Origin of the sequence: Spirosoma radiotolerans, assembly GCF_000974425.1 — a bacterium.
GTDB classification, from domain to species: Bacteria; Bacteroidota; Bacteroidia; order Cytophagales; family Spirosomataceae; genus Spirosoma; species Spirosoma radiotolerans.
In genome coordinates this window covers 4,765,909-4,787,288 of record NZ_CP010429.1, presented here as the reverse complement: position 1 = coordinate 4,787,288, position 21,380 = coordinate 4,765,909, and the positions used below count along the sequence as shown (strand labels likewise).

At 48.9% G+C, this 21,380-nt stretch carries 21 protein-coding genes; 10 read left to right on the top strand and 11 right to left on the bottom strand.

Going from position 1 to position 21,380, the window contains the following annotated elements; all coding sequences use genetic code 11:
• Nucleotides 1-70 precede the first annotated feature (70 nt).
• Nucleotides 71-469, top strand: coding sequence for a phage holin family protein (locus tag SD10_RS19395; protein WP_046579818.1), 399 nt, complete (start codon nt 71-73; stop codon nt 467-469).
• Nucleotides 470-558: 89 nt separating this feature from the next.
• Here SD10_RS19395 and SD10_RS19390 read toward each other — a convergent pair whose 3' ends face one another.
• The 5 genes from SD10_RS19390 to moeB form a co-directional block, all read right to left on the bottom strand.
• Complete coding sequence (locus SD10_RS19390) at nt 559-1,224, bottom strand: zinc metallopeptidase (protein ID WP_046579817.1); 666 nt, start codon at nt 1,222-1,224, stop codon at nt 559-561.
• A 214-nt stretch (nt 1,225-1,438) separates the two neighbouring features.
• Complete coding sequence (gene rfaE2 / locus SD10_RS19385; RefSeq protein WP_046576014.1) at nt 1,439-1,918, bottom strand: D-glycero-beta-D-manno-heptose 1-phosphate adenylyltransferase; 480 nt, start codon at nt 1,916-1,918, stop codon at nt 1,439-1,441.
• A gap of 15 nt (nt 1,919-1,933) precedes the next feature.
• The gene (locus SD10_RS19380; RefSeq protein ID WP_046576012.1) at nt 1,934-2,986 is read right to left on the bottom strand and encodes a lysylphosphatidylglycerol synthase transmembrane domain-containing protein; all 1,053 of its coding nucleotides are present in this window, start codon (nt 2,984-2,986) and stop codon (nt 1,934-1,936) included.
• Nucleotides 2,987-3,107: 121 nt separating this feature from the next.
• A complete protein-coding gene (gene panD, locus SD10_RS19375; protein ID WP_046579815.1) occupies nt 3,108-3,461 on the bottom strand; it encodes an aspartate 1-decarboxylase in 354 nt (117 codons plus the stop codon).
• Nucleotides 3,462-3,635: 174 nt separating this feature from the next.
• Nucleotides 3,636-4,775, bottom strand: a complete 1,140-nt coding sequence (gene moeB, locus SD10_RS19370; RefSeq protein ID WP_046576011.1) for a molybdopterin-synthase adenylyltransferase MoeB — start codon at nt 4,773-4,775, stop codon at nt 3,636-3,638.
• Between the two features lie 165 nt (nt 4,776-4,940).
• On the opposite strand from moeB, the gene SD10_RS19365 reads away from it, so the two are divergent.
• Nucleotides 4,941-5,726: a 3-keto-disaccharide hydrolase gene (locus SD10_RS19365; RefSeq protein ID WP_046576009.1), complete on the top strand. Its 786-nt coding sequence runs from the start codon at nt 4,941-4,943 to the stop codon at nt 5,724-5,726.
• An 85-nt stretch (nt 5,727-5,811) separates the two neighbouring features.
• Entirely contained in the window at nt 5,812-6,690 is an 879-nt protein-coding gene (locus SD10_RS19360; protein ID WP_046576007.1) for a hydroxypyruvate isomerase family protein, read from the top strand.
• 27 nt (nt 6,691-6,717) lie between these two features.
• On the opposite strand, the gene SD10_RS19355 is transcribed toward SD10_RS19360, so the two are convergent.
• Nucleotides 6,718-7,587, bottom strand: a complete 870-nt coding sequence (locus tag SD10_RS19355; protein ID WP_046576005.1) for a glycosyltransferase family protein — start codon at nt 7,585-7,587, stop codon at nt 6,718-6,720.
• 779 nt (nt 7,588-8,366) lie between these two features.
• Between SD10_RS19355 and SD10_RS19345 the strand changes: the two genes are divergently transcribed.
• A complete protein-coding gene (locus SD10_RS19345; RefSeq protein WP_046579813.1) occupies nt 8,367-8,978 on the top strand; it encodes a TetR/AcrR family transcriptional regulator in 612 nt (203 codons plus the stop codon).
• A gap of 60 nt (nt 8,979-9,038) precedes the next feature.
• Here the strand turns inward: SD10_RS19345 and SD10_RS19340 are convergent, their stop codons facing one another.
• Complete coding sequence (locus SD10_RS19340; protein ID WP_046576002.1) at nt 9,039-10,331, bottom strand: aminopeptidase P family protein; 1,293 nt, start codon at nt 10,329-10,331, stop codon at nt 9,039-9,041.
• Between the two features lie 144 nt (nt 10,332-10,475).
• Here SD10_RS19340 and SD10_RS19335 point away from each other — a divergent pair, with 144 nt between their 5' ends.
• The 4 genes from SD10_RS19335 to SD10_RS19320 all read left to right on the top strand — a co-directional run bounded on the left by SD10_RS19335 (nt 10,476) and on the right by SD10_RS19320 (nt 15,079).
• Nucleotides 10,476-12,074 carry a S8 family serine peptidase gene (locus SD10_RS19335; RefSeq protein ID WP_082111638.1) on the top strand — a complete coding sequence of 533 codons (1,599 nt, stop codon included), beginning with the start codon at nt 10,476-10,478 and terminating at the stop codon, nt 12,072-12,074.
• 98 nt (nt 12,075-12,172) lie between these two features.
• On the top strand, nt 12,173-12,979 hold the full coding sequence (locus SD10_RS19330) for a hypothetical protein (RefSeq protein ID WP_046576000.1): 807 nt from the start codon (nt 12,173-12,175) through the stop codon (nt 12,977-12,979).
• A gap of 7 nt (nt 12,980-12,986) precedes the next feature.
• The gene (locus SD10_RS19325; protein ID WP_227699023.1) at nt 12,987-13,769 is read left to right on the top strand and encodes a response regulator transcription factor; all 783 of its coding nucleotides are present in this window, start codon (nt 12,987-12,989) and stop codon (nt 13,767-13,769) included.
• Nucleotides 13,766-15,079: a sensor histidine kinase gene (locus SD10_RS19320; protein ID WP_046575998.1), complete on the top strand. Its 1,314-nt coding sequence runs from the start codon at nt 13,766-13,768 to the stop codon at nt 15,077-15,079. The genes SD10_RS19325 and SD10_RS19320 overlap by 4 nt, the downstream gene beginning before the upstream one ends.
• A gap of 169 nt (nt 15,080-15,248) precedes the next feature.
• Here the strand turns inward: SD10_RS19320 and rfaD are convergent, their stop codons facing one another.
• On the bottom strand, nt 15,249-16,214 hold the full coding sequence (rfaD, locus tag SD10_RS19315) for an ADP-glyceromanno-heptose 6-epimerase (RefSeq protein ID WP_046575996.1): 966 nt from the start codon (nt 16,212-16,214) through the stop codon (nt 15,249-15,251).
• 278 nt (nt 16,215-16,492) lie between these two features.
• Between rfaD and SD10_RS19310 the strand changes: the two genes are divergently transcribed.
• Both SD10_RS19310 and lpxB read left to right on the top strand, forming a co-directional pair.
• A complete protein-coding gene (locus SD10_RS19310; protein ID WP_046575995.1) occupies nt 16,493-16,909 on the top strand; it encodes a 6-pyruvoyl trahydropterin synthase family protein in 417 nt (138 codons plus the stop codon).
• A gap of 77 nt (nt 16,910-16,986) precedes the next feature.
• Entirely contained in the window at nt 16,987-18,099 is a 1,113-nt protein-coding gene (gene lpxB / locus SD10_RS19305; RefSeq protein ID WP_046575994.1) for a lipid-A-disaccharide synthase, read from the top strand.
• 23 nt (nt 18,100-18,122) lie between these two features.
• On the opposite strand, the gene SD10_RS19300 is transcribed toward lpxB, so the two are convergent.
• The 3 genes from SD10_RS19300 to hisB all read right to left on the bottom strand — a co-directional run bounded on the left by SD10_RS19300 (nt 18,123) and on the right by hisB (nt 21,213).
• Nucleotides 18,123-19,091, bottom strand: coding sequence for a nitrilase family protein (locus SD10_RS19300; protein WP_046575992.1), 969 nt, complete (start codon nt 19,089-19,091; stop codon nt 18,123-18,125).
• Nucleotides 19,092-19,194: 103 nt separating this feature from the next.
• Nucleotides 19,195-19,761 (bottom strand): 1-acyl-sn-glycerol-3-phosphate acyltransferase, encoded by a 567-nt coding sequence (locus tag SD10_RS19295; protein WP_046575990.1) that lies wholly within the window; start codon nt 19,759-19,761, stop codon nt 19,195-19,197.
• 303 nt (nt 19,762-20,064) lie between these two features.
• A complete protein-coding gene (gene hisB / locus SD10_RS19290; RefSeq protein WP_046575988.1) occupies nt 20,065-21,213 on the bottom strand; it encodes a bifunctional histidinol-phosphatase/imidazoleglycerol-phosphate dehydratase HisB in 1,149 nt (382 codons plus the stop codon).
• Nucleotides 21,214-21,380 lie beyond the last annotated feature (167 nt).

The following is a 21,380-nucleotide window of genomic DNA, read 5'->3' as shown; positions in this document are numbered from 1 at the left end:
GACTTAAGTATAGGTAGTAAACCATCGTGACGCAAAACAGTTGTTCAAAGGAACCAATTACATCCTGAGTATGAATCTCATCCTACATTTACTGCTCGATGCCGCCGTTATTTTCGGACTGGCTTACCTGATGCCCCAGATTGACGTAAAGAACTTCGGAACAGCCGTGCTGATTGCTCTTCTGCTTGGACTCCTCAACTTCTTTGTCGGTTGGGTTATTCGATTTCCGCTTAATTTAGTCACCTTCTTTCTGTTGACGGGTATTGTCCGGATTCTCGTGACGGCGTTGCTGCTTAAAGTAATCGACAAGTTCATGGATAGCTTTACCATTGTGGGCTTCTGGCCTGCGGTGCTCATTGCCTTTGCCGTAGCCGTGGCCGGGATGCTCATTGATCGCTCGTCTCCAACGCCCGAGATGGTCGAATCCGGTTATGTTGTATCGCTGCTTTCCAGCTTACGGCTGGCCTGATAAACGTTGATTGCCACTTACGCAAAAAGCCGTGTCATTGCTGACACGGCTTTTTGTTATCATGCAGGCCGATTTCTGCCTGACACGTATTAGTTGCTCCGACGACCGCCCATCAGGATGCTGGCATAATACAAGAGTGTGGCCAGCGACCCCAATGCTGCGGCAACATACGTCATTGCTGCCCACCAGAGGGCGTCTTTCGCAAAGCCATATTCACGTTGATTAACGACTCCGCGCTCCTGAATCCAGGCGAGTGCTCGGCGACTGGCGTCAAACTCAACGGGTAGCGTTACAAAGCTAAAGAGGGTAGTTAATGCAAACAGACCAACACCAACCGCGAGTGGCAGCGGAGTGGTTTGCAGCAATAAGATACCCGCCAGCAATACCCACTGTAAATAACGTGAGGAGACCGACAAAACGGGCACCATGGCCGAACGAAGCTTCAGTGGGGCATAGGCTACTTTGTGCTGCACGGCGTGACCACATTCGTGGGCGGCAATGGCGGCAGAAGCTACGCTACGTCCGTAATAAACGTCGGCGCTGAGGTTAACGGTTTTATCTTCCGGATTGTAGTGGTCGGTGAGCATACCCTCAACCGATACGACGCGCACATCATAAATGCCATTTTCGTTCAGCATCTTTTGCGCCACTTCGGCACCGCTCAGGCCGTTACTCAGGCCAATTTGAGCGTATTCGTTAAATTTACTTCGTAACCGCCAGCTCACGAATGCGCTGAGGCCGAAGATAAGAATCATAATTAACCAGGGTGAAATCATCGTCAATTAGTCAGGTTTGTGGTTCAATACAACAGCCGGATTGTTGGCTTGTTTGTAATAAAACAATAGTTAGCCCTAAAAAGTATCCCGCTGGTCTAACCATTTATCCGGCCAGGCTGCCATTTAACAGGGCAATAGATCCAGGTCTGGGGGTAGAACTGTGGCACGGGGCTATGATTCAAATATCTGCTAATCAATAACTGGCTTTGATTCGCTCAATGAGTTTGGTAGTCGAGTAGCCGGGTACAAGTGCAACCGTTTCAACGCGGCCTCCGCGTGCCAGGACAAAATCAGCCCCAACGATAGTTGCCACCGTATAGTCATCTCCTTTCACCAGTACATCGGGTTGCACGGCCTCAATGAGTTCGAGCGGAGTGGGTTCGCCAAAGAGGGTAACCGCGTCGACAAAAGCCAGTGCAGCCATGAGCCGGGCACGGGCATACTCATTTACGACGGGGCGCAGCGGTCCTTTTATGCAACTGACGGATGCATCGGTGTTGAGGCCTAAAATTAGCTTGTTACCCAGGCTACGGGCTTTTTCGAGGTAGTCGATATGCCCTAAATGAACGATGTCGAAACAGCCATTAGTGAAAACGATTTGCTGGCCTTCGGATCGCCATATTTTGGCTTGTTCAATAGCCTGCTCGCGGGTAAGTATCTTTGATTCGGTCATAAGGAGATGATTGCGTTAAGGCTCCAGTTTTAAAGCTTTAGGGTCGTCCAGCACATCGACGGCATCGGTTGTTTTGTTCCCCCGGAACAGGACGACCAATAGCGCAATAATGCCCAAAATGATAATCATGATTGTTGAGACGCCGTGAATGAAGGTAGCTAGCACCTGTCCGTCCTGACTGGTCAGGCCATAAAGCAGCGCGACCTGGCCAACCAGTAGGTGAAATGAGCCAATGCCGCCCGGCGTTGGAGCAGCCATGCCCAGCGAGCCAACTACCAGAATGGTCAGACCTGCCAGCGGACCAAGCTTGGCCGTAGCGGGCATGGCGAAGAACAGGCAAAAAGACATCAGGTAATACATGGTCCAGATGAGCAGCGTATGGAACACAAATGCCCCCGGCCGCCGTAGCTTCCGAACGCTCAGTAAACCTTCGAGAAGCCCCTTGGCAAAGGCACTCACTTTCTGGTACAAAGGATGGCGACCCAGCGCGTCGCGGTAACGGTTAAACAAGAACCAGCTCAACAGCGCCAGCCCAATCAGGACGGCTCCGGCCAGTAAAAGTATACCCGAACCACTGGAACCTTTGGGCAGTTTGCCGCCCAGAAACTCCATGAAAAACTGGCTCAGTCGATCAAACTCAAGTATAAACGTAGCGCCCAACAACAGAATAAGCATGAGCAGATCGAATAAACGTTCGGCCACGACCGTCCCAAAACTAACGTTTACCGGCACGCCCGACAGGCGATATAAGGTTCCGCAGCGGGCGACTTCACCCGCGCGGGGGAGGGCCAGATTAGCCAGATAGCCCGTCAGGACGCTGGCTGTTGTATCAAGCGAGTTGGTACGTTGCGCGACCACTGGCTCCAGCAAAATTCGCCAGCGTTCGGCCCGGCTCCAGTGCGCAACAATGGTCATCAACGCCGATACCAGAACCCATCTATAATCGGCTCCGCTTATTTTTTGCCACAAGTCGGCTGCGTCGAGGTGACTTTGCTTGAATGTAAACCAGAGCAACCCTCCGGCAAAAGCCAGCGAAATAAGGTACTTAAGTATGTTTTTGATGTTCATATAGCCGTAGTATGCGTCGTAAGCCGTGATAAGATCTTTTCTGCCACTAACACGTAATAGAAAACTCCGCCACAAAGTAACGGAGTTTCATGGAAACCAATAGGAATGCTTAGCAAAAGGATTAGCCGTTCACCAGTCGGTTGTTTTCATCCGGGAAAACGACGGTTGGCTTGTATGTCCTGGCTTCCTCATCAGTCATCATAGTATAGGCAATGATAATGACAATATCTCCTACCTGTGCTTTGCGGGCAGCCGCCCCATTGAGGCAAATGATACCGGAGCCCCGCTCGCCTTTTATAACGTAGGTGATCAGCCGTTCGCCGTTATTGTTATTGACAATGTGTACTTGCTCATTTTCGCGTAAGTTGGCGGCATCCATCAGGTCTTCGTCGATAGTGATGCTACCCACATAATTCAGTTCGGCCTGGGTGACTTTAACGCGATGCAGTTTCGATTTTAATAGGGTAATAAACATGGGAATGGGATAATGCCATACGGGAGTGGCCTGATAGCCTCCTCGCCAATTGCTCCCAAAACAGCCACTGGAAGGGGTTGGTTCCGGCTTGAGGAAGTGCCAGACAGCAAGCGAGCCAATGCCTTGACCATCAGGATCTGGCATTGGCCCGCGTAGTAAAAGAGATTGGACCGCTTAATAGACGGCCATTTCTGGCTCGATGTCCCTGGCCCAGGCGTTGATGCCACCATCCAGATTATACAGGTTCGTCAGGCCATCCTGGGCATACAGGTATTGGGCAACGTTGGCTGAACGAATGCCGTGATGACAATACACAATAACGGGTCGGTCGGTGGGAATTCGCTTTCGGTTATTGGGAATCATACCCACCGGAATCAGAACTGCTCCCTCCAGGTGACAAAGCTCATACTCGGGCCGTTCACGGACATCCAGCAGGAACAGCTCCTCACCCGTGGCAATTCGGTTGGCTAGTTCCTGAACAGATAGTTTCTGAGGTCCCGATGCGCCGGGATTTGTGCGGGTTCCCGCCGAAGCGAGTCCTTCACGCGCTAGTTTTTCCGCATCGGCCCGGCGTTTGATTTTTATTTTTTGCTGGCTCATCGTCAGCAAATCAACCATTAATAGCTGTTCGCTTAATGACTGGCCAATCCCGGTAATAAGTTTAATGACCTCGTTGGCCTGGAACGTGCCAATAACGCCGGGCAATACGCCCAGTACGCCCGTGTCATTACAATTCGGAATCTCAATTTCGTTTGGATATTCAGGGAACAGGCATCGGTAAGTTGGTCCCCGTTTGCCATCACCCAGGTCAGCATTCAGCACCGCTACCTGGCCTTCAAAGCGATGAATGGCTCCGTACACAAAGGGTTTGCCTAACGTGACGCAGATGTCATTGACCAGATAGCGTACTTTAAAATTATCGGTGCAATCTACCACGATGTCATAGCCGTCAATGATGGCACGGGCGTTACTGATGTCCAGCGCCATTGTGTAGGTATCGAACGTCAGGTCGGGGTTTAACCGGTTGAGGTGATTGATCGCAGCCTTGGCTTTGGGTTTGCCCACTTCGTCTGTTGTATAAAGCACTTGGCGTTGCAAATTGCTTAGGTCAACGACGTCGGGGTCAATAACGCCAATTTTGCCTACGCCAGCCGCTGTCAGGTACAGCAGTACCGGGCAACCGAGGCCGCCCGCGCCGACCACCAGCACACGGGCATTTTTGAGCCGAAGCTGGCCTTTCGTACCAATTTCGGGTAAGTTCAAGTGTTTCTGATAGCGTTGCTTTTCGGCAGGAATTAGGGTTGTCGCTTCCATAATGACACAATAATAGGCAACGCTGAGCAGTGTTGCATTAATCCAACAGATTTAGGGGGGCTAAAATTGCACCGAATGAAGTCAGGGCAGAAATATTTACCAAACGTTATGAATGTGTTTTTTTTTAGTACTATTGCCCCGACAAAATCCTAACGATTCTCAACTATGAACAATCTGCGTTTTCCGGCAATTACTTCTTCGTTCCGCTCGTCGGCAACTGTTAGTTTGCTGGCGCTTACCATCACACTCAACACAGGTACTGCCATTGCCTCTACTAATTCGCACGATCCTAAGCCAGCCAACCACCGCACTGATTATCTGTTAAAGAAAGGTAAATGGGAATCTCTTTTTGATGGAAAAACCTTGACAGGTTGGCATACTTATCTTAAGGAAGGGCAACCTGTATCTGATAAATGGACGGTTGATGACGGCGCTATTCACCTTACTGCTGGTGGGGCTGGCGACCTGGTGACGGACAAAGAATATGGTAATTTCGAATTGGAGATCGAATGGAAAATTGCGGAAGGTGGAAATAGCGGGATCATTTTCCACGTTCATGAAGATCCAAAATACAAAGCTACGTATCAGACGGGCCCCGAAATGCAGGTTCTTGATAATGAACGCCATCCAGATGCTAAACAGGGACGCGATGGCAACCGTACGGCGGGTTCGCTTTATGATTTACAAAAACCTGTTACGCCCGGTGCCGCCAAACCCGCCGGTGAATGGAATAAAGCCCGGCTGGTTATTAATAACGGAAAAGCGGAACAGTATCTGAACGGTAAAAAAACGGCAGAATACCCAACCAGCGGCCCTGAGTGGGATAAAATGGTAGCAGAGAGTAAATTCAAGGGGTGGGAAGGCTTTGGTAAATATGCCACCGGCCATATTGCCCTGCAGGATCATGGGAATAAGGTTTGGTATCGCAACATTCGGATACGCGAATTGTAATTTTGAAGGATGGAATGACTGACTGATCGAACGGCTTTGCCTGTTCACTAGTCAATCGTTCTATCATTCAGTCATTCCAAATTATATGAAACCTTATTCCCGCCGAACGGCTCTGAAAACTCTGACCGGTACTGCACTGACGCTACCGTTGCTGTCTGACTCTTTTGCCAGTTCTATGAATCAATCTGAAAAATCGGCTCCGCTAAAGGGCCGTATCAATCACTCCGTTTGCCGGTGGTGTTATAGCAAGATACCACTTGATGATCTGTGCAAAGCCGCTAAAGAGATGGGTATCAAGTCAATTGATTTGACAGGTCCCGACGAGTGGCCTACCCTGAAAAAATATGGCCTGACCTCGGCGCTCCCCCAAGGCGCAGGCAAAGGCATTGGCGATGGATTTAATAATCCAAAATTCCATGACGAACTGGTTGCTAGTTATGAAGCTATTTTCCCAAAGTTGAAAGAGGCTGGTTTAACGACGGTTATCTGCTTCTCAGGAAATCGGCGGGGGATGAGCAATGAAGAAGGCCTGGAAAACTGCGCTGTTGGCCTGAAGCGGCTCATGCCAAGTGCCGAAAAACATGGCATTACGATGATCATGGAACTGCTCAACAGCAAAGTGGATCACAAAGATTATATGTGTGACCACACCGCCTGGGGAGCCGAGCTTTGCAAGCGTGTTGGTTCCGAGAATTTTAAGCTGTTGTATGATATCTACCACATGCAGATCATGGAGGGCGACATCATCCGTACAATTCGGGAATACAACAAGTACATTGGGCACTATCACACGGGTGGTAATCCCGGCCGGAATGAGATTGACGAAGCGCAGGAGCTTTATTATCCGGCTATTATGAAGGCCATAGTCGACACTGGGTTTAAAGGCTATGTAGCACAGGAGTTTATTCCTAAACGCGACCCGCTCACCAGTCTGAAAGAAGCCGTATTGATTTGTGATGTATAAATTGTAGAGCCGCAAGAAATTGCGGCTCTACAATTTATAATTCTTGTATTCCCCAATCCGCCAGCCGGTTAGCTTCTCGATAAATGTCAGAAAACGTACTCTTGGCGTGTAGCGCTTTTGGCTGGTATCGAACGTGAATGGCCAGTTCAGCCGGTCGACACGGGGCTGCATTACTGCCGGGTGGGTGTCTGTAAAATGGGCTAGTGAGTCAATCTGGCCATAGTCGAACACATCGACACGGGCATCTGCTCTGGCAATATTTTCGCCTATGTTCCAGAAGTGATTCGCATAGCGAAGGCGTTTCTTTTGCATTTCGGGAGGCTTTACCCAACCGTAATGGTAGATGTAAGCGTCAATCAATTTAACCTTTAATTTCTGGTTGTCGCGGGTTCGAAAGCCCTGAGCATCTCTGTAGGCCACTACATTGCCTGTATTCCGGATCACACGTATTTCCCGACGATACCACTGTCGGGAGTCGCCCACATAACTGTACGACCCATAGAAGTGCAGGTAGTTAAATAGCAAACCCTCTACATGCTGGTCGGACAGGTATTTCTGCATGGCTTCGCGAACGACAGGAATATATTGTTCATGCAGTACTTCATCACCCTGTATATAAAAAGCCCAGTCAACATCCGGCGAGATAGCCGCCAGCGCTTTATCCGTTTCCTGCGCTAAAACCCGCCCTCCAGTGCGTGCACCTTCATCCCAGGTAGTCCGAATAATTCGAATTTTATCCGACGAAATGGCTTCAATCAAGCCCAGCGTATCATCGTCTGAGTCGCCAACGGCAACAACAAATTCATCGCATAGCGGCAGGACCGACGTAATAGCCTCAATTATTGGATAGTCGAACAAAATGGCATTTCGGATGAAACTGAATCCGGCTACTTTCATGAGAAACGGTACGGTTGGCAATAGACAGACCAAAGATAAGGCCGTTTTAGAATTCACACGGCTTAATTCAATACCGAAACATTTTTTGGCCGACGCTATGCATAGCCAGTCGTGTGAACAGATGCCTACTCTTACGTTTACCAACACCGTTATTCCAAAGTTGACCTTTAGCAACAATTTTCGGCTCATTTGGGAGGCAAAAACCAGTTAGGATTAGGCTGGTAATTGGTATCATTGCGGAAACAAACGTCTCAACAAGTAGATTATATTGCAATAGATTGATACTGAGGAGAAGAATAATTATTAATCGGTTAACTGCTTAAATTATAAATTTAATACTATTTGTTTGTAATAAAGCATTAATTGACAGCTTCTGATAAGTTTTACTAATTATTCGTCACTTTTGTTCGATTGTTTACAAAAAGTTAGCTGGTGTGTTGATTTCATAATAATGCTTAAAAGTGAATAAGTAAAATCTACTAATTTTATATCCGTTTAATATAAATAGTATATCTATATTGCATTTGTGTTTAAGAATATGTAATTTAGTTAACAAATTAGGATGTCACTCAGTAAGCAAACCGAAGTATCAGTTTTTTTGGTTTTCTTATTCTGTAGTTTGAAAACGTCGGTGCTAATACTCATATTTGTGTCAAGAGTAAATTAGTGGCCCTGATTATATGGTTTTCTTTTCTCTTTGAGAAAGCAATAATTGATTCTTCCTCTTAACAAAAACAACGACCAATAGTATGAAAGTCGTCAAGCGTAGAAACCGCCAGATGACCATGGAACGAATTTTGCGTGCCATGGGTGAAGTAATGGCCGAACGAGGCACTGAAAAAGCAGGCATCAATGCCGTTGCAGACCGAGCTGGAGTTAACAAAGTTCTGATCTATAGGTACTTCGGTGGCTGGAACGGTTTATTAGAAGCCTACGTGCACCGTGGTTTCTTCCTTTCCATGTTCAATGAAAAGTTTATGGACTCGGTGCCGGATAATTTAGCACCAGACGCCCGAAGCAAAGCCTGGTCGGAGTATACAATTCAGTTCATGCGGGAGTTTCGGACACGTAAGTCGTCGCAGGAGCTTATTCGTTGGGAAATGTCAAATGGCGAAACAGAACTGGCTCGTCGACTCGCCGATTTCCGGGATCAGTCTTATAAAAGTATGGTCGCCAAATTAGCGCCTTATTCAGACTTTGATCCACTGGCAATTACCAGTCTGATGGTCGCTGCGGTAACCAATATTGTACTTACCAGCACCCAGCGGGACCATATAGGTGACATTGATCTCCGTTCCGATTCGGGTTGGGAACGCCTGGAAACGGCCATACGCCGGATTTATTCCAGTCTTAATATCGCCCTCGAACGTGAGCAGTCGAAAGCAAAGTAATGTATAGTAGACGATTGACAACGTACACTCGATCATGCGTTGTCAATCGTCTACTATACATTATTGCATCATTTCCTCTATCTCCTCGACTTCGAGTGGGATATTCTTCATGAGGTCAATGTTGCCTGATTCAGTTATAAGAACGTTGTTTTCAAGGCGTATGCCCAGCTTTTCCTCCCGAATGTAAATGCCCGGTTCTACGGTAAAAACCATTCCTGGTTCCATTTTTCGGTATTTGTTACCTACATCGTGCACATCGAGGCCCAGGAAGTGAGACGTGCCGTGCATGAAGTATTTCTTATATAAAGGGGCATCGGGGTCCTGATTCTGTACGTCAGTTCGGTCCAGCAAGCCTAACCCGATCAATTCGGATTCCATTACCTTGCCTACTTCGCGATGGTATTCGTCCCACAAATTACCAGGTCTGAGCATTTGCGTTGCCTCTTTCATCACGCGCAGTACGGCCTCATACACCGCCCGTTGACGAGCCGTAAACCGGCCATTTACCGGTATTGAGCGGGTCATGTCGGCGTTGTAGTTAGCATACTCCGCACCAATATCGAGCAGAATAACATCGCCATCCTGACACTGCTGGCTGTTGTCAATATAATGTAACACACAGGCATTGGCACCTGATGCAATAATGGGCGAATAAGCGGCTCCCCGCGACCGATTACGCAAAAATTCGTGCATCATTTCGGCTTCGATTTCATATTCCCAAACACCAGGTTTGATGAAACCCAGAAGCCGCCGAAACATCTTGTCCGTAATATCAATGGCTGTCTGGATGAGGGGAATTTCCTGCGGTTGTTTAATGGCCCGAAGATAATGCATCAAGGGGGCCAACCGTTCCAACTGATGCAGTGGGTATCGTTCCCGAAATTCGGCGATATACCGGGCATCCCGACTTTGAACGTCCACCGTTGCGCGGGTGTGCTCATTGGTATTCAGGTAGATATGATCGGCTTCGAAGACCATTTGCCCGAAAATTTGCTCGAACTGATGCATCCAGTAAACCTGCTTTTGCGGTAAGCCCGTTACCTGTTCCGCTTCGGCTTTGGTTAGTTTGTGGCCTTCCCATATTTCGATCAGTTCGCTTGTTTCACGCAGGAAAAGAACTTCCCGAAATTTGGGATCCGGATGTTCGGGGAACAGAACCAGACGGGTTTCCTCCTGATCGACTCCTGTCAGATAGAAAAGGTCGTTGTTTTGGCGAAAAACCATCGTACCATCTGCATTGGTCGGCATAATGTCATTCGCATTGACCACCACCAAAGACTTGGGTTTCAGTAGGGCCGTAAGCCGCTGGCGGTTTTGAACAAAAAGTTGGCTATCAATTGGTAGATAACGCATATCGTGACTGTTGAGGGCGCGTTTGTGATTAAGTTTGCAAAGAAACTCAAAAACCGGTAACAGTTTCTGTGCGTTTTCGTGTTTAGACTCTATTCGGTATATTGTTAAAGCAAACGACAGGCTTATTCTCTTCCTAAACTAACCATGACGATTCGACTATCCGGGATATTTTGCCTATTGGTATTCTTTGCGCAGGCCGAGCCACGAATGGCCGGGCCACGTCTGGCCGGGCCACGTCTGGCTGCCCCCCAACACGCCGGGCCTGGTATACACCAGCCTAAATATTGGGTTTTATTGCAGGATAAAGACCGGGCATCGGCGGTAGCCTTGTCGCCAGCGGCTATTGCTCAGCGGAAACTGCAGAATTTACCCCTGGATGATACCGATCAGCCTGTTTCGGCGGTCTACCTGAATGAGCTTAAGCAGGCAGGGGTTCAGCCCATTTGCCAGTCGCGGTGGCTTAATGCTGTATCAGCCCAATTAACGGCTGAACAATATGCAAAGGTTGTAAAAATGCCCTTCGTTAAAGCCATTCAAGCCATTGATCCGGCTATTGTGATCACCTCTACTGGCTTACCGTCAAATCCCCAAATGGCTCCGGTGATGTCGCAGATTCAGGCTCCCGATTTTATGCGGGCGGGTTTAACCGGCCGGTTTGTAAACGTTGGGGTTATTGATGCCGGTTTTTTTGGCGCTGATTCGGCTCATGCGCTTAAGCACGTCTTTGCCCGCGATGGCGTAAAGCGTGTGCGCGATTATGTAAACGAGAAAAAAACGCATAACGATTTATTCCGTACGCTCGAATCCAATGCCGACTTTCACGGAACTGAGGTACTGGCAGCGATAGCTGGAAGCGACCCAACCGAAAATATTCAGTTTGGCTTGGCTACGGATGCCACATTTTACCTCGCCCGAACTGATCAGGGCAACCGGGAGTACCGGGGTGAAGAGGACAATTGGGTAGCGGCTATGGAATGGATGGATAGCCTGGGGGTTCGGCTCATCAACACATCGCTGGGGTATGCCAAGGGAATGAGTAATCCTAAAGACAACTACGAGCCTGGCCAGATGGACGGTCATACGAGCCTTATCAGTCAGGCTGCTCAAATAGCCGCCGATAAAAAGGGAATTTTAATTATTGTGTCGGCTGGAAACGAAGGAGAAGATCGTTCCTGGCGGATTATCAGTACGCCCGCCGATGCACAGGGTGTGCTGGCTATTGGAGCCACCAATGCCCGCCTTTGGAATCGCATTGGGTACAGTAGCATTGGACCCGAAAGTTTACCCTATTTAAAGCCAAATGTAGCTTGCTTTTCGCTCTATGGCACCTCGTTATCGGCGCCCGTCATCACCGGATTTGCGGCTTGTATCATGCAGGCAAACCCCAGGCTGACTAACAAAGAGGTAATGGAAATTATCGAAAAATCGGCACACCTCTATCCGTATGGTAATAACTACGTCGGGTATGGTGTACCGCAGGCATCGCGGGCGTTGGCTTTGCTCCGTAATCAGCAACTACCGGCTGCACCGCGGGTCGTTCAAGCCACCGGTAAAACAGTAACGCTGCCTGTCGATACAAACGAGTTGGCTGTATCGGTCTTTCATAAAAAAGACGCTATTCACGTATTGCAACAGGAAGCGGCTAAGGTGAACAACGGTAAATTAATCCTGCGCCGGGCAACGGATGAAAAACAGACGACAGTCGATTTGAAAAAAGAAGTTATCGAAATCATCTGGGAATAAAACCCACTATGAAGAAAATTTAATTTCGAGTTCAGATGGTCCTTAGATGGCGATTCTAGCTTTGCTTCCGTAATCAACCAGTAAACAACAATTGACTTATGGAAACCAACACCAGATTAATCGCTACCGTTGCCCTCGCTCTTGCTTTAGCTTCTCCTTTTGCACATGCGCAAGGGCCGGATGGGCCGCCTGTAGCCCAAAATCAACCCGGTGTAGATGGTCCGTCTGGACCTCTTCCGGGTGGACCCGGTCGCCGGCATGGCCGGCCCGGTCCTGGCTTAGATCGCAATGATCACGGTAAGGGACAAGGCCCCGGCCGAAATCATCAGATGAGCGGACTTACGTCATTAACGACTGTTTCGGGTACGGTTGGACAGCTTGTTGGCAATGATGATTTTATTCTGGATGGCTTTACGCTTAATGCTGGCTCCGGATCGCCTGTGACCGTAAAATTTCCGCCCCATTTGGGTACGCAGGTCCAGAAAGCCATTAAGGCGGGTAGTAGTGTTAGTGTGACAGGCTATTCTGAAACGCCACCTGGCGGTGAAACGCGCTTCCGGATGAATAGCCTGACAGTGGGGAAGACAACCGTACTCGATTCGCCCCCGGTTCGTCCGACCACACCGCCAGATGCCCCTGCTCTGGCAACTGCTACGGGGAAAATTGCCGATTACCGACTCGATAGGGAGGGACGCGTTAACGGATTGGTACTGGACGATAAAACCGTGATCAGTATTCCATCGCACGTGGCTTACCAGCTAACGGATCTGGCTAAAAAAGGAAGTACCATCACCGTGCAGGGTTACCCTAAAACGCTTCGGGACGGCCAGGTTCAACTGGAAAAAGTAAATGTCCTGCGGGCGTCGGTACTAACCATCAATGGGCAGCAGTATTTAGTACGTTAATCAGCGAGTGAAGGAGCGAATGAGCGGTCACTGGAAATCGCTTGATAATCGGGCTATTGCCGAAACAACATTCGCTCATTCGCTCCGCTTCGGCGGCCCGATTTTACTTTTTATTGACGTGAAAATTTTAGTCATTGAAGATGAACGGAAACTGGCCCGGTTTATTAAACAGGGGCTGGAACAGCATGGTCACGTAGCCGACTTGACGCACTCAGGCTCTGAAGGTCTCGACCAGATTGCGGGTGGCCTATATGATTTAGTCTTGCTCGACTTAATGTTGCCGGGACAAACGGGCTTCGAAGTATTGCAAAACCTGCGGGCGTTTGGCTTAACGGTTCCCGTAATGATTCTATCGGCGTTGAGCGATCCGGATAAAGTTGTGCAGGGCCTGGATTTAGGCGCCGTTGATTACCTGCGTAAACCGTTTGATTTCAATGAGTTATTGGCCAGAATCCGGGTGCTGCAACGTAAAGGCACCATGAGCAATGATGTCGTTATGCGGGTATCTGATCTGGAAATGCACCTCGTTGCACACCAAGTTGTAAAAAACAAAACGCCCCTCGATCTCACTAACCGGGAGTTTGCATTGCTTGAGCTGCTGATGCGCAAGGCCGGTCAACTGGTCACTAAAAACGAAATTGCCGAAAAAGTTTGGGCTGTCGATTTCGACATGGGTAGCAATGTCATCGAAGTGCACATCTACCAGTTGCGGAAAAAGCTTGATGCCGTCGGTACGACTGGCCTGATCGAGACGATAATTGGCCGGGGTTATCGGCTGAAAACGGCATGAGCCTCCGTAGTCGGATCGTTCTGGCGGTTACGGCTGTATTTGCCGGAATCAGTCTGCTCGCTGGTTGGTTGATGCTCAACCGGGCCGAAACGAGTTTACGAACGGCGTTTGACCGGGCAACGCAAACACGGGCCGAATGGCTGCTGTCGATGGTCAGCGTTGATCCGGTTATTTTGCCCTTACCCACCGACCAGGAACGCATGCAGGTCATGTATCATGCCTACGGGCGTACCCGTGAACTGTTCCGAAGTCCGGGCTTCCCGGATAACCCCAGTCCTCACCGGCATCAGGACTCATACCGCTTTTCTCACCGTATTATAACCACGCAGACGACTACCGAGCAGGCTCCCGATGGTCAGATTCGATTAACTTTATCGGTACCCGACATGACCTTGCGGCAGGATATAAACCAGCTGCGCTGGGTCTTTGGCTTGGGCTGGCTACTGAGTCTGGTACTCGCTTTTGGGGCTGGTTATATTGTTGCGGGTTGGTTGTTACGGCCTATTCAGTCCATTGTTGATCAGGCGAATACGATCAGTAAGGCTACCGACAATAGCCGGATAACGTTGCCAAAATCGCGCGATGAGTTATATCAATTAACCGATACGCTGAATCGAATGCTGGGCCGGATTCGGGAAAACGTTGATCTGCAACAAAACTTCTTTGGAGCAGCTGCTCACGAACTGCGAACCCCATTGACAATCATGAAAACAGGCCTTGAGGTAACCCTTGGCAATGACCAGGTCTTGGGCGGAGTAAAGCCGTTTTTGGTTAGTCAGTTGGATGAAGTTAGCCGGTTGGCGCGCTTACTCGATGAATTTCTAACCCTTAGCCGCCCTGAAGAGTCGGCACAGCCACTCCGGTTGAGTGAAGTCGACGGGCCCGAGCTGATCAATCATTGCTTAACCCAACTGGCGAGCCTGGCGGTTGAGTATGAGGTTACAACGTGTCTGGAAACCGATGAGTTGATCCATGAGCCGATAGTGACGGATGCCGTCAAACTGGAACATATTCTGCTGAATCTGATCGAAAATGCCATCAAGTATGCCGTAACGGGGAGCTCGGTGGTAGTTCAGCTGACGTATTCGACGGGTTGGGTCGTTTGTGTGCAAAACCAGACGGTTCGCGCCAGTGGGCCTACGCTCGACTTAATGCAACCGTATTTTAGAGCGGATCCACTCAAGGAAGGGCACGGATTAGGCCTTTGGATTAGCCACCGGCTAACAGTATTGCTTGGGGGCAAGTTACGTCTCAACTGGCAGGCATCTACATTCACCAGCGAGCTGACGCTACCAGCAACAATCAATTGACTTATCATAAGTAGCTAATTGAACGTGCGTTAGAGTTTTATCATGCTGACGCAAATGGTGGATTAGAGCTGACGCATCCTAAAGCTGAATTTGTGAAATTCCTTACTACAAGACAAAGCCGGTTCATCGCTCTCAACGATGAACCGGCTTTGTCTTGTAGTAGAAAAAGTTATAGATACTCGCCTTTACTCAGGTAGTTTTTTACATAATCGGAAATTCCATCCTCCAGCGACGAAAAGGGCCGGTCGTAGCCAATTGAGCGAAGTTTGGCCATGTTGGCCTGCGTAAAGTACTGGTATTTGTCGCGAATGTCGACCGGAGTGTCCACAAAACTAATATCGGGTTCGAGGTCAAGCGCTTTGAACGTATTGCGGGCCAGGTCGAGGAACGTACGGGCTTTCCCGCTACCCAGGTTATAAATGCCCGAGTTGCGCCGGTGATGCATGAGAAACGAACATACTTCAACCACATCCTTCACATAAACGAAATCGCGCATCTGTTCGCCATCGGCATAGTCAGGATTGTGCGACCGAAACAATTTCATTTTTCCGGATTCCTTGATTTGCCGGAAGGTGTGGAAAATGACCGAAGCCATTCGGCCTTTATGGTATTCATTGGGTCCGTAGACATTGAAAAATTTCAACCCGGCCCAAAAGAACGGTTTACGCTCCTGTTCCAGTGCCCAGATGTCGAACTCGTTTTTGGAATCGCCATAGGGGTTGAGCGGTTTCAGCTGTGGAATCAGCGACTCGTTATCGTCGTATCCTAGCTCGCCAAGGCCGTAGGTGGCTGCCGATGAAGCATATACGAGTGGAATCTGGTATTGAATGCAGCGGTTCCAGATCTGCTTGGAATACTCAACATTCAGGTGTTCAAAAATCTGCCGGTCAAACTCGGTTGTATCCGTGCGAGCACCAATGTGGAAAATGAATTCGACTTCGTGGTAATTTTGGTCAAGCCAGTCAAAAAATACTTCACGATCCACACGCTCCTGAATGCGTTTTCCGGCTAAGTTGGCCTCTTTTTCAGGATTTGAAAAATCATCAACAGCGATGATGAAATTGAAATTTTCCTGATTCAGCTTGCTGATTAAACAGCTCCCAATAAAACCGGCGGCTCCAGTAACGATGATCATAAATTGGTAGTCGTAAAGGTATTCGTGGTGATAATTAGATAAGTAGTTGAGGAGGTTATGCCAAAGCGGCTGTAAAGATACGGGTTTTTAGATGGACAAAGGAATAGCGTATTTCCTGATTAAATTGGATTTATTTTATATGAATGTGCGTACCTATACCCGGTGTAAGGGCTACACTTAGATGTCGGCTTCATCTGAACTGTTTGCACCTTTTTCGTACCTTTGCGGTTTATTTGTCAATCGGCGTTTCTGGCAACCGCCCCATCTAAACCAGAAAAATGGTCTATATTAACAGAATTGAACATTTCAACGCGGCTCACCGGCTATACAATCCAGCCTGGTCAGAAGAGCGGAATAAAGAAGTATTTGGCCCCTGTGCGAACCTAAACTGGCATGGCCATAACTTCGAATTGATCGTGACGGTGAAGGGCGAACCGGACCCCGGTACGGGATTTGTGATCGACCTGAAATTGCTGGGCGATATTGTTAAACGGGAGGTAATCGAGAAGGTGGATCATAAAAACCTGAACCTCGATGTGGATTTCATGCAGGGCAAAATGGCCAGTTGCGAAATCTTCATTATGGAAATCTGGAAGATCCTCGAACGGGCTCTCGAACCCGTTACGGAAGCACATCTGCACCAACTCCGGCTCTACGAAACCCCCAAAAACTTTGTGGATTATTTTGGCGAATAAGTCAACGATGTATGATATAGGATGTATGCGGTAAGTAGTCAGAGCATATATCATATATCCTATATCATACACTACATATGAACTATTACCTCATTGCTGGGGAGCGCTCGGGCGATTTGCACGGTGCTAATCTTATTCGAGCCATTCGCTCATACGACAGCCAGGCTGCATTTCGGGCGTATGGTGGCGAGCAAATGGAAGCCGCTGGCGCTGTTCTGGTACGTCATTACCGCGAAATGGCTTTTATGGGATTTCTGGAAGTTGTCAAAAACCTGGGAACCATTCGCCGGATTATGCGCGAGTGCCAGACCGATTTGTTGGCGAATAGGCCTGACGTACTTATTCTGATTGATTATGCCGGGTTCAATCTGCGCATGGCTCGTTTTGCCAAAAAGCACGGAATTCGCGTGTTTTATTATATTTCGCCGAAGGTATGGGCCTGGAATCAACGGCGGGCGCTCAAAATAAAAGCAACGGTCGATAAACTGTTTACCATACTGCCCTTCGAAACGGAGTTTTTTGCCAGATACAACTATAAAGTCGAGTATGTAGGCAACCCGTTGCTCGATGCTCTCGCTGACTTTCAGCCCGATCCGTCCTTTCGCCAGAAAATAGGCGTCGATGCGCGTCCTGTTGTTGCGCTTTTGCCCGGTAGCCGCCATCAGGAAATTACCTCCATTCTGCCGCTGATGCTGCGGGTTGTTGTTCGCTTTCCAGCTTATCAGTTTGTCGTTGGTACCGTGAGCAATCTACCTGCTTCCTTATACGAAGCCCTCTTGGCCAACTACCCTGATGTTCTGCGCGTGGATGATGCCGCCTATGATCTGCTGCACATATCGACGGCTGCCCTCGTTACCTCCGGCACGGCCACGCTGGAAACGGCTCTACTGAACATTCCGCAGGTCGTATGCTATAAAACAACGGGTATCAGCTATGCCATTGCCAAAAACCTGATTGCGGTGCCCTTTATTTCGCTCGTCAATCTGATTGCGGACCGCGAAGTGGTGAAGGAACTGATTCAGAATGACCTCACGCCCGATCTAATCAGTGCCGAACTCCAACGTATTTTACCGGGGCAGGAAAGCCGTTCTATCCTGTTGAGTGGTTATGCCGACGTGCAGAAAAAAATGGGTGCTCCCGGCGCTTCGGAACGGGCTGGCCGATTGATGGTTGAGGAACTGAAGAAATAAAATCAGTGTCTGTTGACGATTTATCAGGATTGAGTAGGTGTTTCATCCGTATTAAGCCACACGACTTTTTGCTCGGACGTATGCTCCTGACTGATAATGTCCCTGTATAAGTCAGGCCGTCTCGCTTTCCGGTACCGATAGCCACCTGCTTTCTGTAATTTATCCGGTGTACAGGTCGCGATGGCGATATCATTGTCCAGTTCGCGGCATTCAGCGATTACGTCTCCAAACGGATCAATGATCATCGAGCAACCGTTTTTTAGCTGGTCGTCGTCCATGCCAATGGGGTTGGCGAACACAGCATAAATGCCGTTATCGTAGGCGCGGGCGGGGAGCCATTTCATGAGCCAGGCGCGTCCTTTCATACCGTCGAATTCCAGTCGTAATGAGGTCGGATCGTTGTGTCGGTTGTACCAGAGTGCCGGGTCGGCAAAACCGGCTCCGGGGCGTGTCGAAGGTGTCAGCATCGTTACGTGGGGCATGAATATAATATCGGCACCCAACAGCGCGGTGGCCCGCACATTCTCGACAACATTGTTGTCGTAACAGATGAGAATGCCGCATTTCCAGCCTAACAAATCAAAGACAACGTACTCGTTGCCTGGTAGCAAGTGCGGGTTAATGAACGGATGCAGTTTGCGGTACTTGGCCACTAATCCGTTCTTATCGACACACACATAGGCTTTGAAAAGCTGCTCCTGCTGATCTTTTTCGAATAGTCCAGCCAATATAACGATGTCGTTGGCGCGGGCAATCTGCGTAAGGGCCTGAATACTATCTCCTTCCGGAATATATTCGGCTATGTTCAGTAACTGCTCCCTGGACAGATGCCGGGCAAATGTATACCCCGTAATGGAGCACTCATGAAAGGCAATAACCTGAGCGCCCTGCTGAGCGGCTCTGGCCGAAAGGGTTTCTATAACGCGGAGATTGTAGGCTTTATCGCCACTCGCATTTTCAAATTGTGCGGTCGCAATCTTAAGATTTTCCATGACAAGGTCAATGTATGAAAGATACTCCGAAAGGTATTTGTACGAATGTCTCGGGAAAAGGAGATACTTGCCAACAGGGGCATGAATGGCTAAAAGGTAGCCTTTAGGCAATCATACCCGTTTCTTCCCACTGTTTCAGCCAGTCTTTTTTGATGCCGTGTACCTGAGAAAAAAACTGGTAAAAAGGAAGCATGTCTTTTTCGTAATCGCCGGTTACGTAGAGAGGCTCACTCAGAAGAATGAGTTTTCGGGGCCAGTCGAAACCAACCAGAATAAGGGGAACGTTGGCTTTTAGGGCAATGTAATAAAAGCCCGTTTTGAGTTTGTCGACATTGCTGCGTGTTCCTTCGGGAGCAATGCAAATATGCAGGCGCTCGTTCTGGTTGAAGACCTCCGCCGTTGCTTCGACCAGGTTGTGGGACTTGTCCCGGTAAACAGGCTTTCCACCCAGCGCCCGGAATAACCATCCTGAATACCAGGTAAATAGCGAACTCTTGGCCAGATACTGGATCCAGATATGAATGGTGGGCCGGATGCCCAGTCCGAGCAGAAAATCCCAGTTGGTTGTGTGCGGAGCAACTACCCAAATTGCTTTAGGAACGGTTGGGATAGGGCCGACAACCCGCCATCCCCATAGTTTAAATAACCAACGCGTAAGGGTACTGAGCATGTACTTGGGGAGTGGTATATCGTTTAGGGTTTACGGGCTGGCCTTTCCGGTGGTTGAGCCATTGCCAGAAAGCCGTGAAGGCCAACCCGTACTCCATAAACTGTAAACCAGCTTAGTACTTCCGGTCTTTGCGCTCTAACCAGCGGCCCGTTACAAACGCCGACGCCAGCAGTACCGCGTAAAACAGAAGTGTCAAAGGTGTTGATAAATCCATGTCAGTTTTCAGTTGAATGCTGGTGCAAAAATACGATAGCCTTTTGATTTTAAACCTATCAGATCGCTAAGACCTGGTCGATTTTTTGATTATAAAACACCTTTCGTGCTGGGCAGGTTATCCAATTCATTGATATCTCGCCGAACGGCCATCTTGATTGCTTTGGCAAATGCCTTGAAAATGGCTTCGATTTTATGGTGTTCATTGTCGCCTTCAACCTTGATGTTCAGGTTGCAAAGGGCTGTGTCTGAGAAGGATTTGAAGAAATGGTAGAACATTTCAGTTGGCATGTCGCCAATTTTTTCCCGCTTAAATTCCGCGTTCCAGACCAGCCACGGACGACCCGAAAAATCAATGCCTACCTGGGCCAGCGCTTCATCCATAGGCAACAAAAAACCGTAGCGGCTAATGCCCCGTTTATCGCCGAGGGCACGACGGTAGGCTTCGCCGAGCGCTAGTGCCGTATCTTCAATGGTGTGGTGTTCATCGATATGCAGATCGCCATTAACATGAATAGTGAGATCGGCACCCGAGTGCTTCGCCACCTGATCGAGCATGTGGTCGAAAAAGCCAAGTCCCGTGTGAATGTCGGCACGACCGCGTCCGTCCAGATTTAAGTCAACCCGAATCTGGGTTTCCTTCGTGTTACGTTCAACGGTAGCTGTGCGGATGGGCAAACGCAGAAACTCATAAATTTCGTCCCAGTCGCCTGTTTTAAGGGCAATGGCGGCCTGCATTGCATCGGTCAGGCCGTCTACGTCGGCAGCCTGTACAGTCGATAAGCCGTTGGGTGGCAGGAATAAAATGGCTTTGGCGCCCAGGTTTACGGCTAGTTGAACATCCGTTAGCCGGTCGCCAATCACGTAGCTATTGGCCAGGTCATAGGCTGCCTCAAAGTACTGCGTCAGCATGCCGATGCCCGGCTTCCGGGTCGTTGAGTTATCGCGCGGGAAATGGCGGTCGATGTGAACGGCTGCGAAATGGACATTTTCGCCGGCGAAGGTGTCCATCATCTTGTTGTGGGCGGGCCAGAAGGTGTCTTCGGGGAACGAATCGGTACCGAGTCCATCCTGATTGGTAACCATGACTAATTCGTAATTCGTTTCTTCGGCGATTTTCCGCATGGCCGAAATCGCCTTCGGAATGTAGTCGAGTTTAGCCAGTGAGTCAACCTGTTGATCGGGCTGTGGCTCGGCAATGAGCGTTCCGTCACGGTCAACAAATACTATCTTTTGCATACAATGAATAAGAGAAATCGGACAAAGATACGGTCAGAGCGTATTGCAAACGAAAATATGCTATTTTTGCAGAAGCGTACCTGCATAGCTATTTTTACCGTTTCTATCAATATCCATATCCATATCATTATTTATCGTATCCGCTTCCGCTACATTTCGTAATGTAG

Bases quoted from the DNA above. Each gene is read 5' to 3' on its own strand.
- SD10_RS19395 (WP_046579818.1), top strand. From the start codon at position 71: ATGAATCTCATCCTACATTTACTGCTCGATGCCGCCGTTATTTTCGGA.
- SD10_RS19360 (WP_046576007.1), top strand. From the start codon at position 5,812: ATGAAACCTTATTCCCGCCGAACGGCTCTGAAAACTCTGACCGGTACT.
- SD10_RS19320 (WP_046575998.1), top strand. From the start codon at position 13,766: ATGAGCCTCCGTAGTCGGATCGTTCTGGCGGTTACGGCTGTATTTGCC.
- rfaE2 (WP_046576014.1), bottom strand. From the start codon at position 1,918: ATGACCGAATCAAAGATACTTACCCGCGAGCAGGCTATTGAACAAGCC.
- SD10_RS19295 (WP_046575990.1), bottom strand. From the start codon at position 19,761: ATGCTCAGTACCCTTACGCGTTGGTTATTTAAACTATGGGGATGGCGG.
- hisB (WP_046575988.1), bottom strand. From the start codon at position 21,213: ATGCAAAAGATAGTATTTGTTGACCGTGACGGAACGCTCATTGCCGAG.
- SD10_RS19310 (WP_046575995.1), top strand. From the start codon at position 16,493: ATGGTCTATATTAACAGAATTGAACATTTCAACGCGGCTCACCGGCTA.
- SD10_RS19335 (WP_082111638.1), top strand. From the start codon at position 10,476: ATGACGATTCGACTATCCGGGATATTTTGCCTATTGGTATTCTTTGCG.
- SD10_RS19390 (WP_046579817.1), bottom strand. From the start codon at position 1,224: ATGATTCTTATCTTCGGCCTCAGCGCATTCGTGAGCTGGCGGTTACGA.
- SD10_RS19340 (WP_046576002.1), bottom strand. From the start codon at position 10,331: ATGCGTTATCTACCAATTGATAGCCAACTTTTTGTTCAAAACCGCCAG.
- SD10_RS19330 (WP_046576000.1), top strand. From the start codon at position 12,173: ATGGAAACCAACACCAGATTAATCGCTACCGTTGCCCTCGCTCTTGCT.
- panD (WP_046579815.1), bottom strand. From the start codon at position 3,461: ATGTTTATTACCCTATTAAAATCGAAACTGCATCGCGTTAAAGTCACC.
- SD10_RS19345 (WP_046579813.1), top strand. From the start codon at position 8,367: ATGACCATGGAACGAATTTTGCGTGCCATGGGTGAAGTAATGGCCGAA.
- lpxB (WP_046575994.1), top strand. From the start codon at position 16,987: ATGAACTATTACCTCATTGCTGGGGAGCGCTCGGGCGATTTGCACGGT.
- SD10_RS19380 (WP_046576012.1), bottom strand. From the start codon at position 2,986: ATGAACATCAAAAACATACTTAAGTACCTTATTTCGCTGGCTTTTGCC.
- rfaD (WP_046575996.1), bottom strand. From the start codon at position 16,214: ATGATCATCGTTACTGGAGCCGCCGGTTTTATTGGGAGCTGTTTAATC.
- SD10_RS19365 (WP_046576009.1), top strand. From the start codon at position 4,941: ATGAACAATCTGCGTTTTCCGGCAATTACTTCTTCGTTCCGCTCGTCG.
- SD10_RS19300 (WP_046575992.1), bottom strand. From the start codon at position 19,091: ATGGAAAATCTTAAGATTGCGACCGCACAATTTGAAAATGCGAGTGGC.
- SD10_RS19355 (WP_046576005.1), bottom strand. From the start codon at position 7,587: ATGAAAGTAGCCGGATTCAGTTTCATCCGAAATGCCATTTTGTTCGAC.
- moeB (WP_046576011.1), bottom strand. From the start codon at position 4,775: ATGGAAGCGACAACCCTAATTCCTGCCGAAAAGCAACGCTATCAGAAA.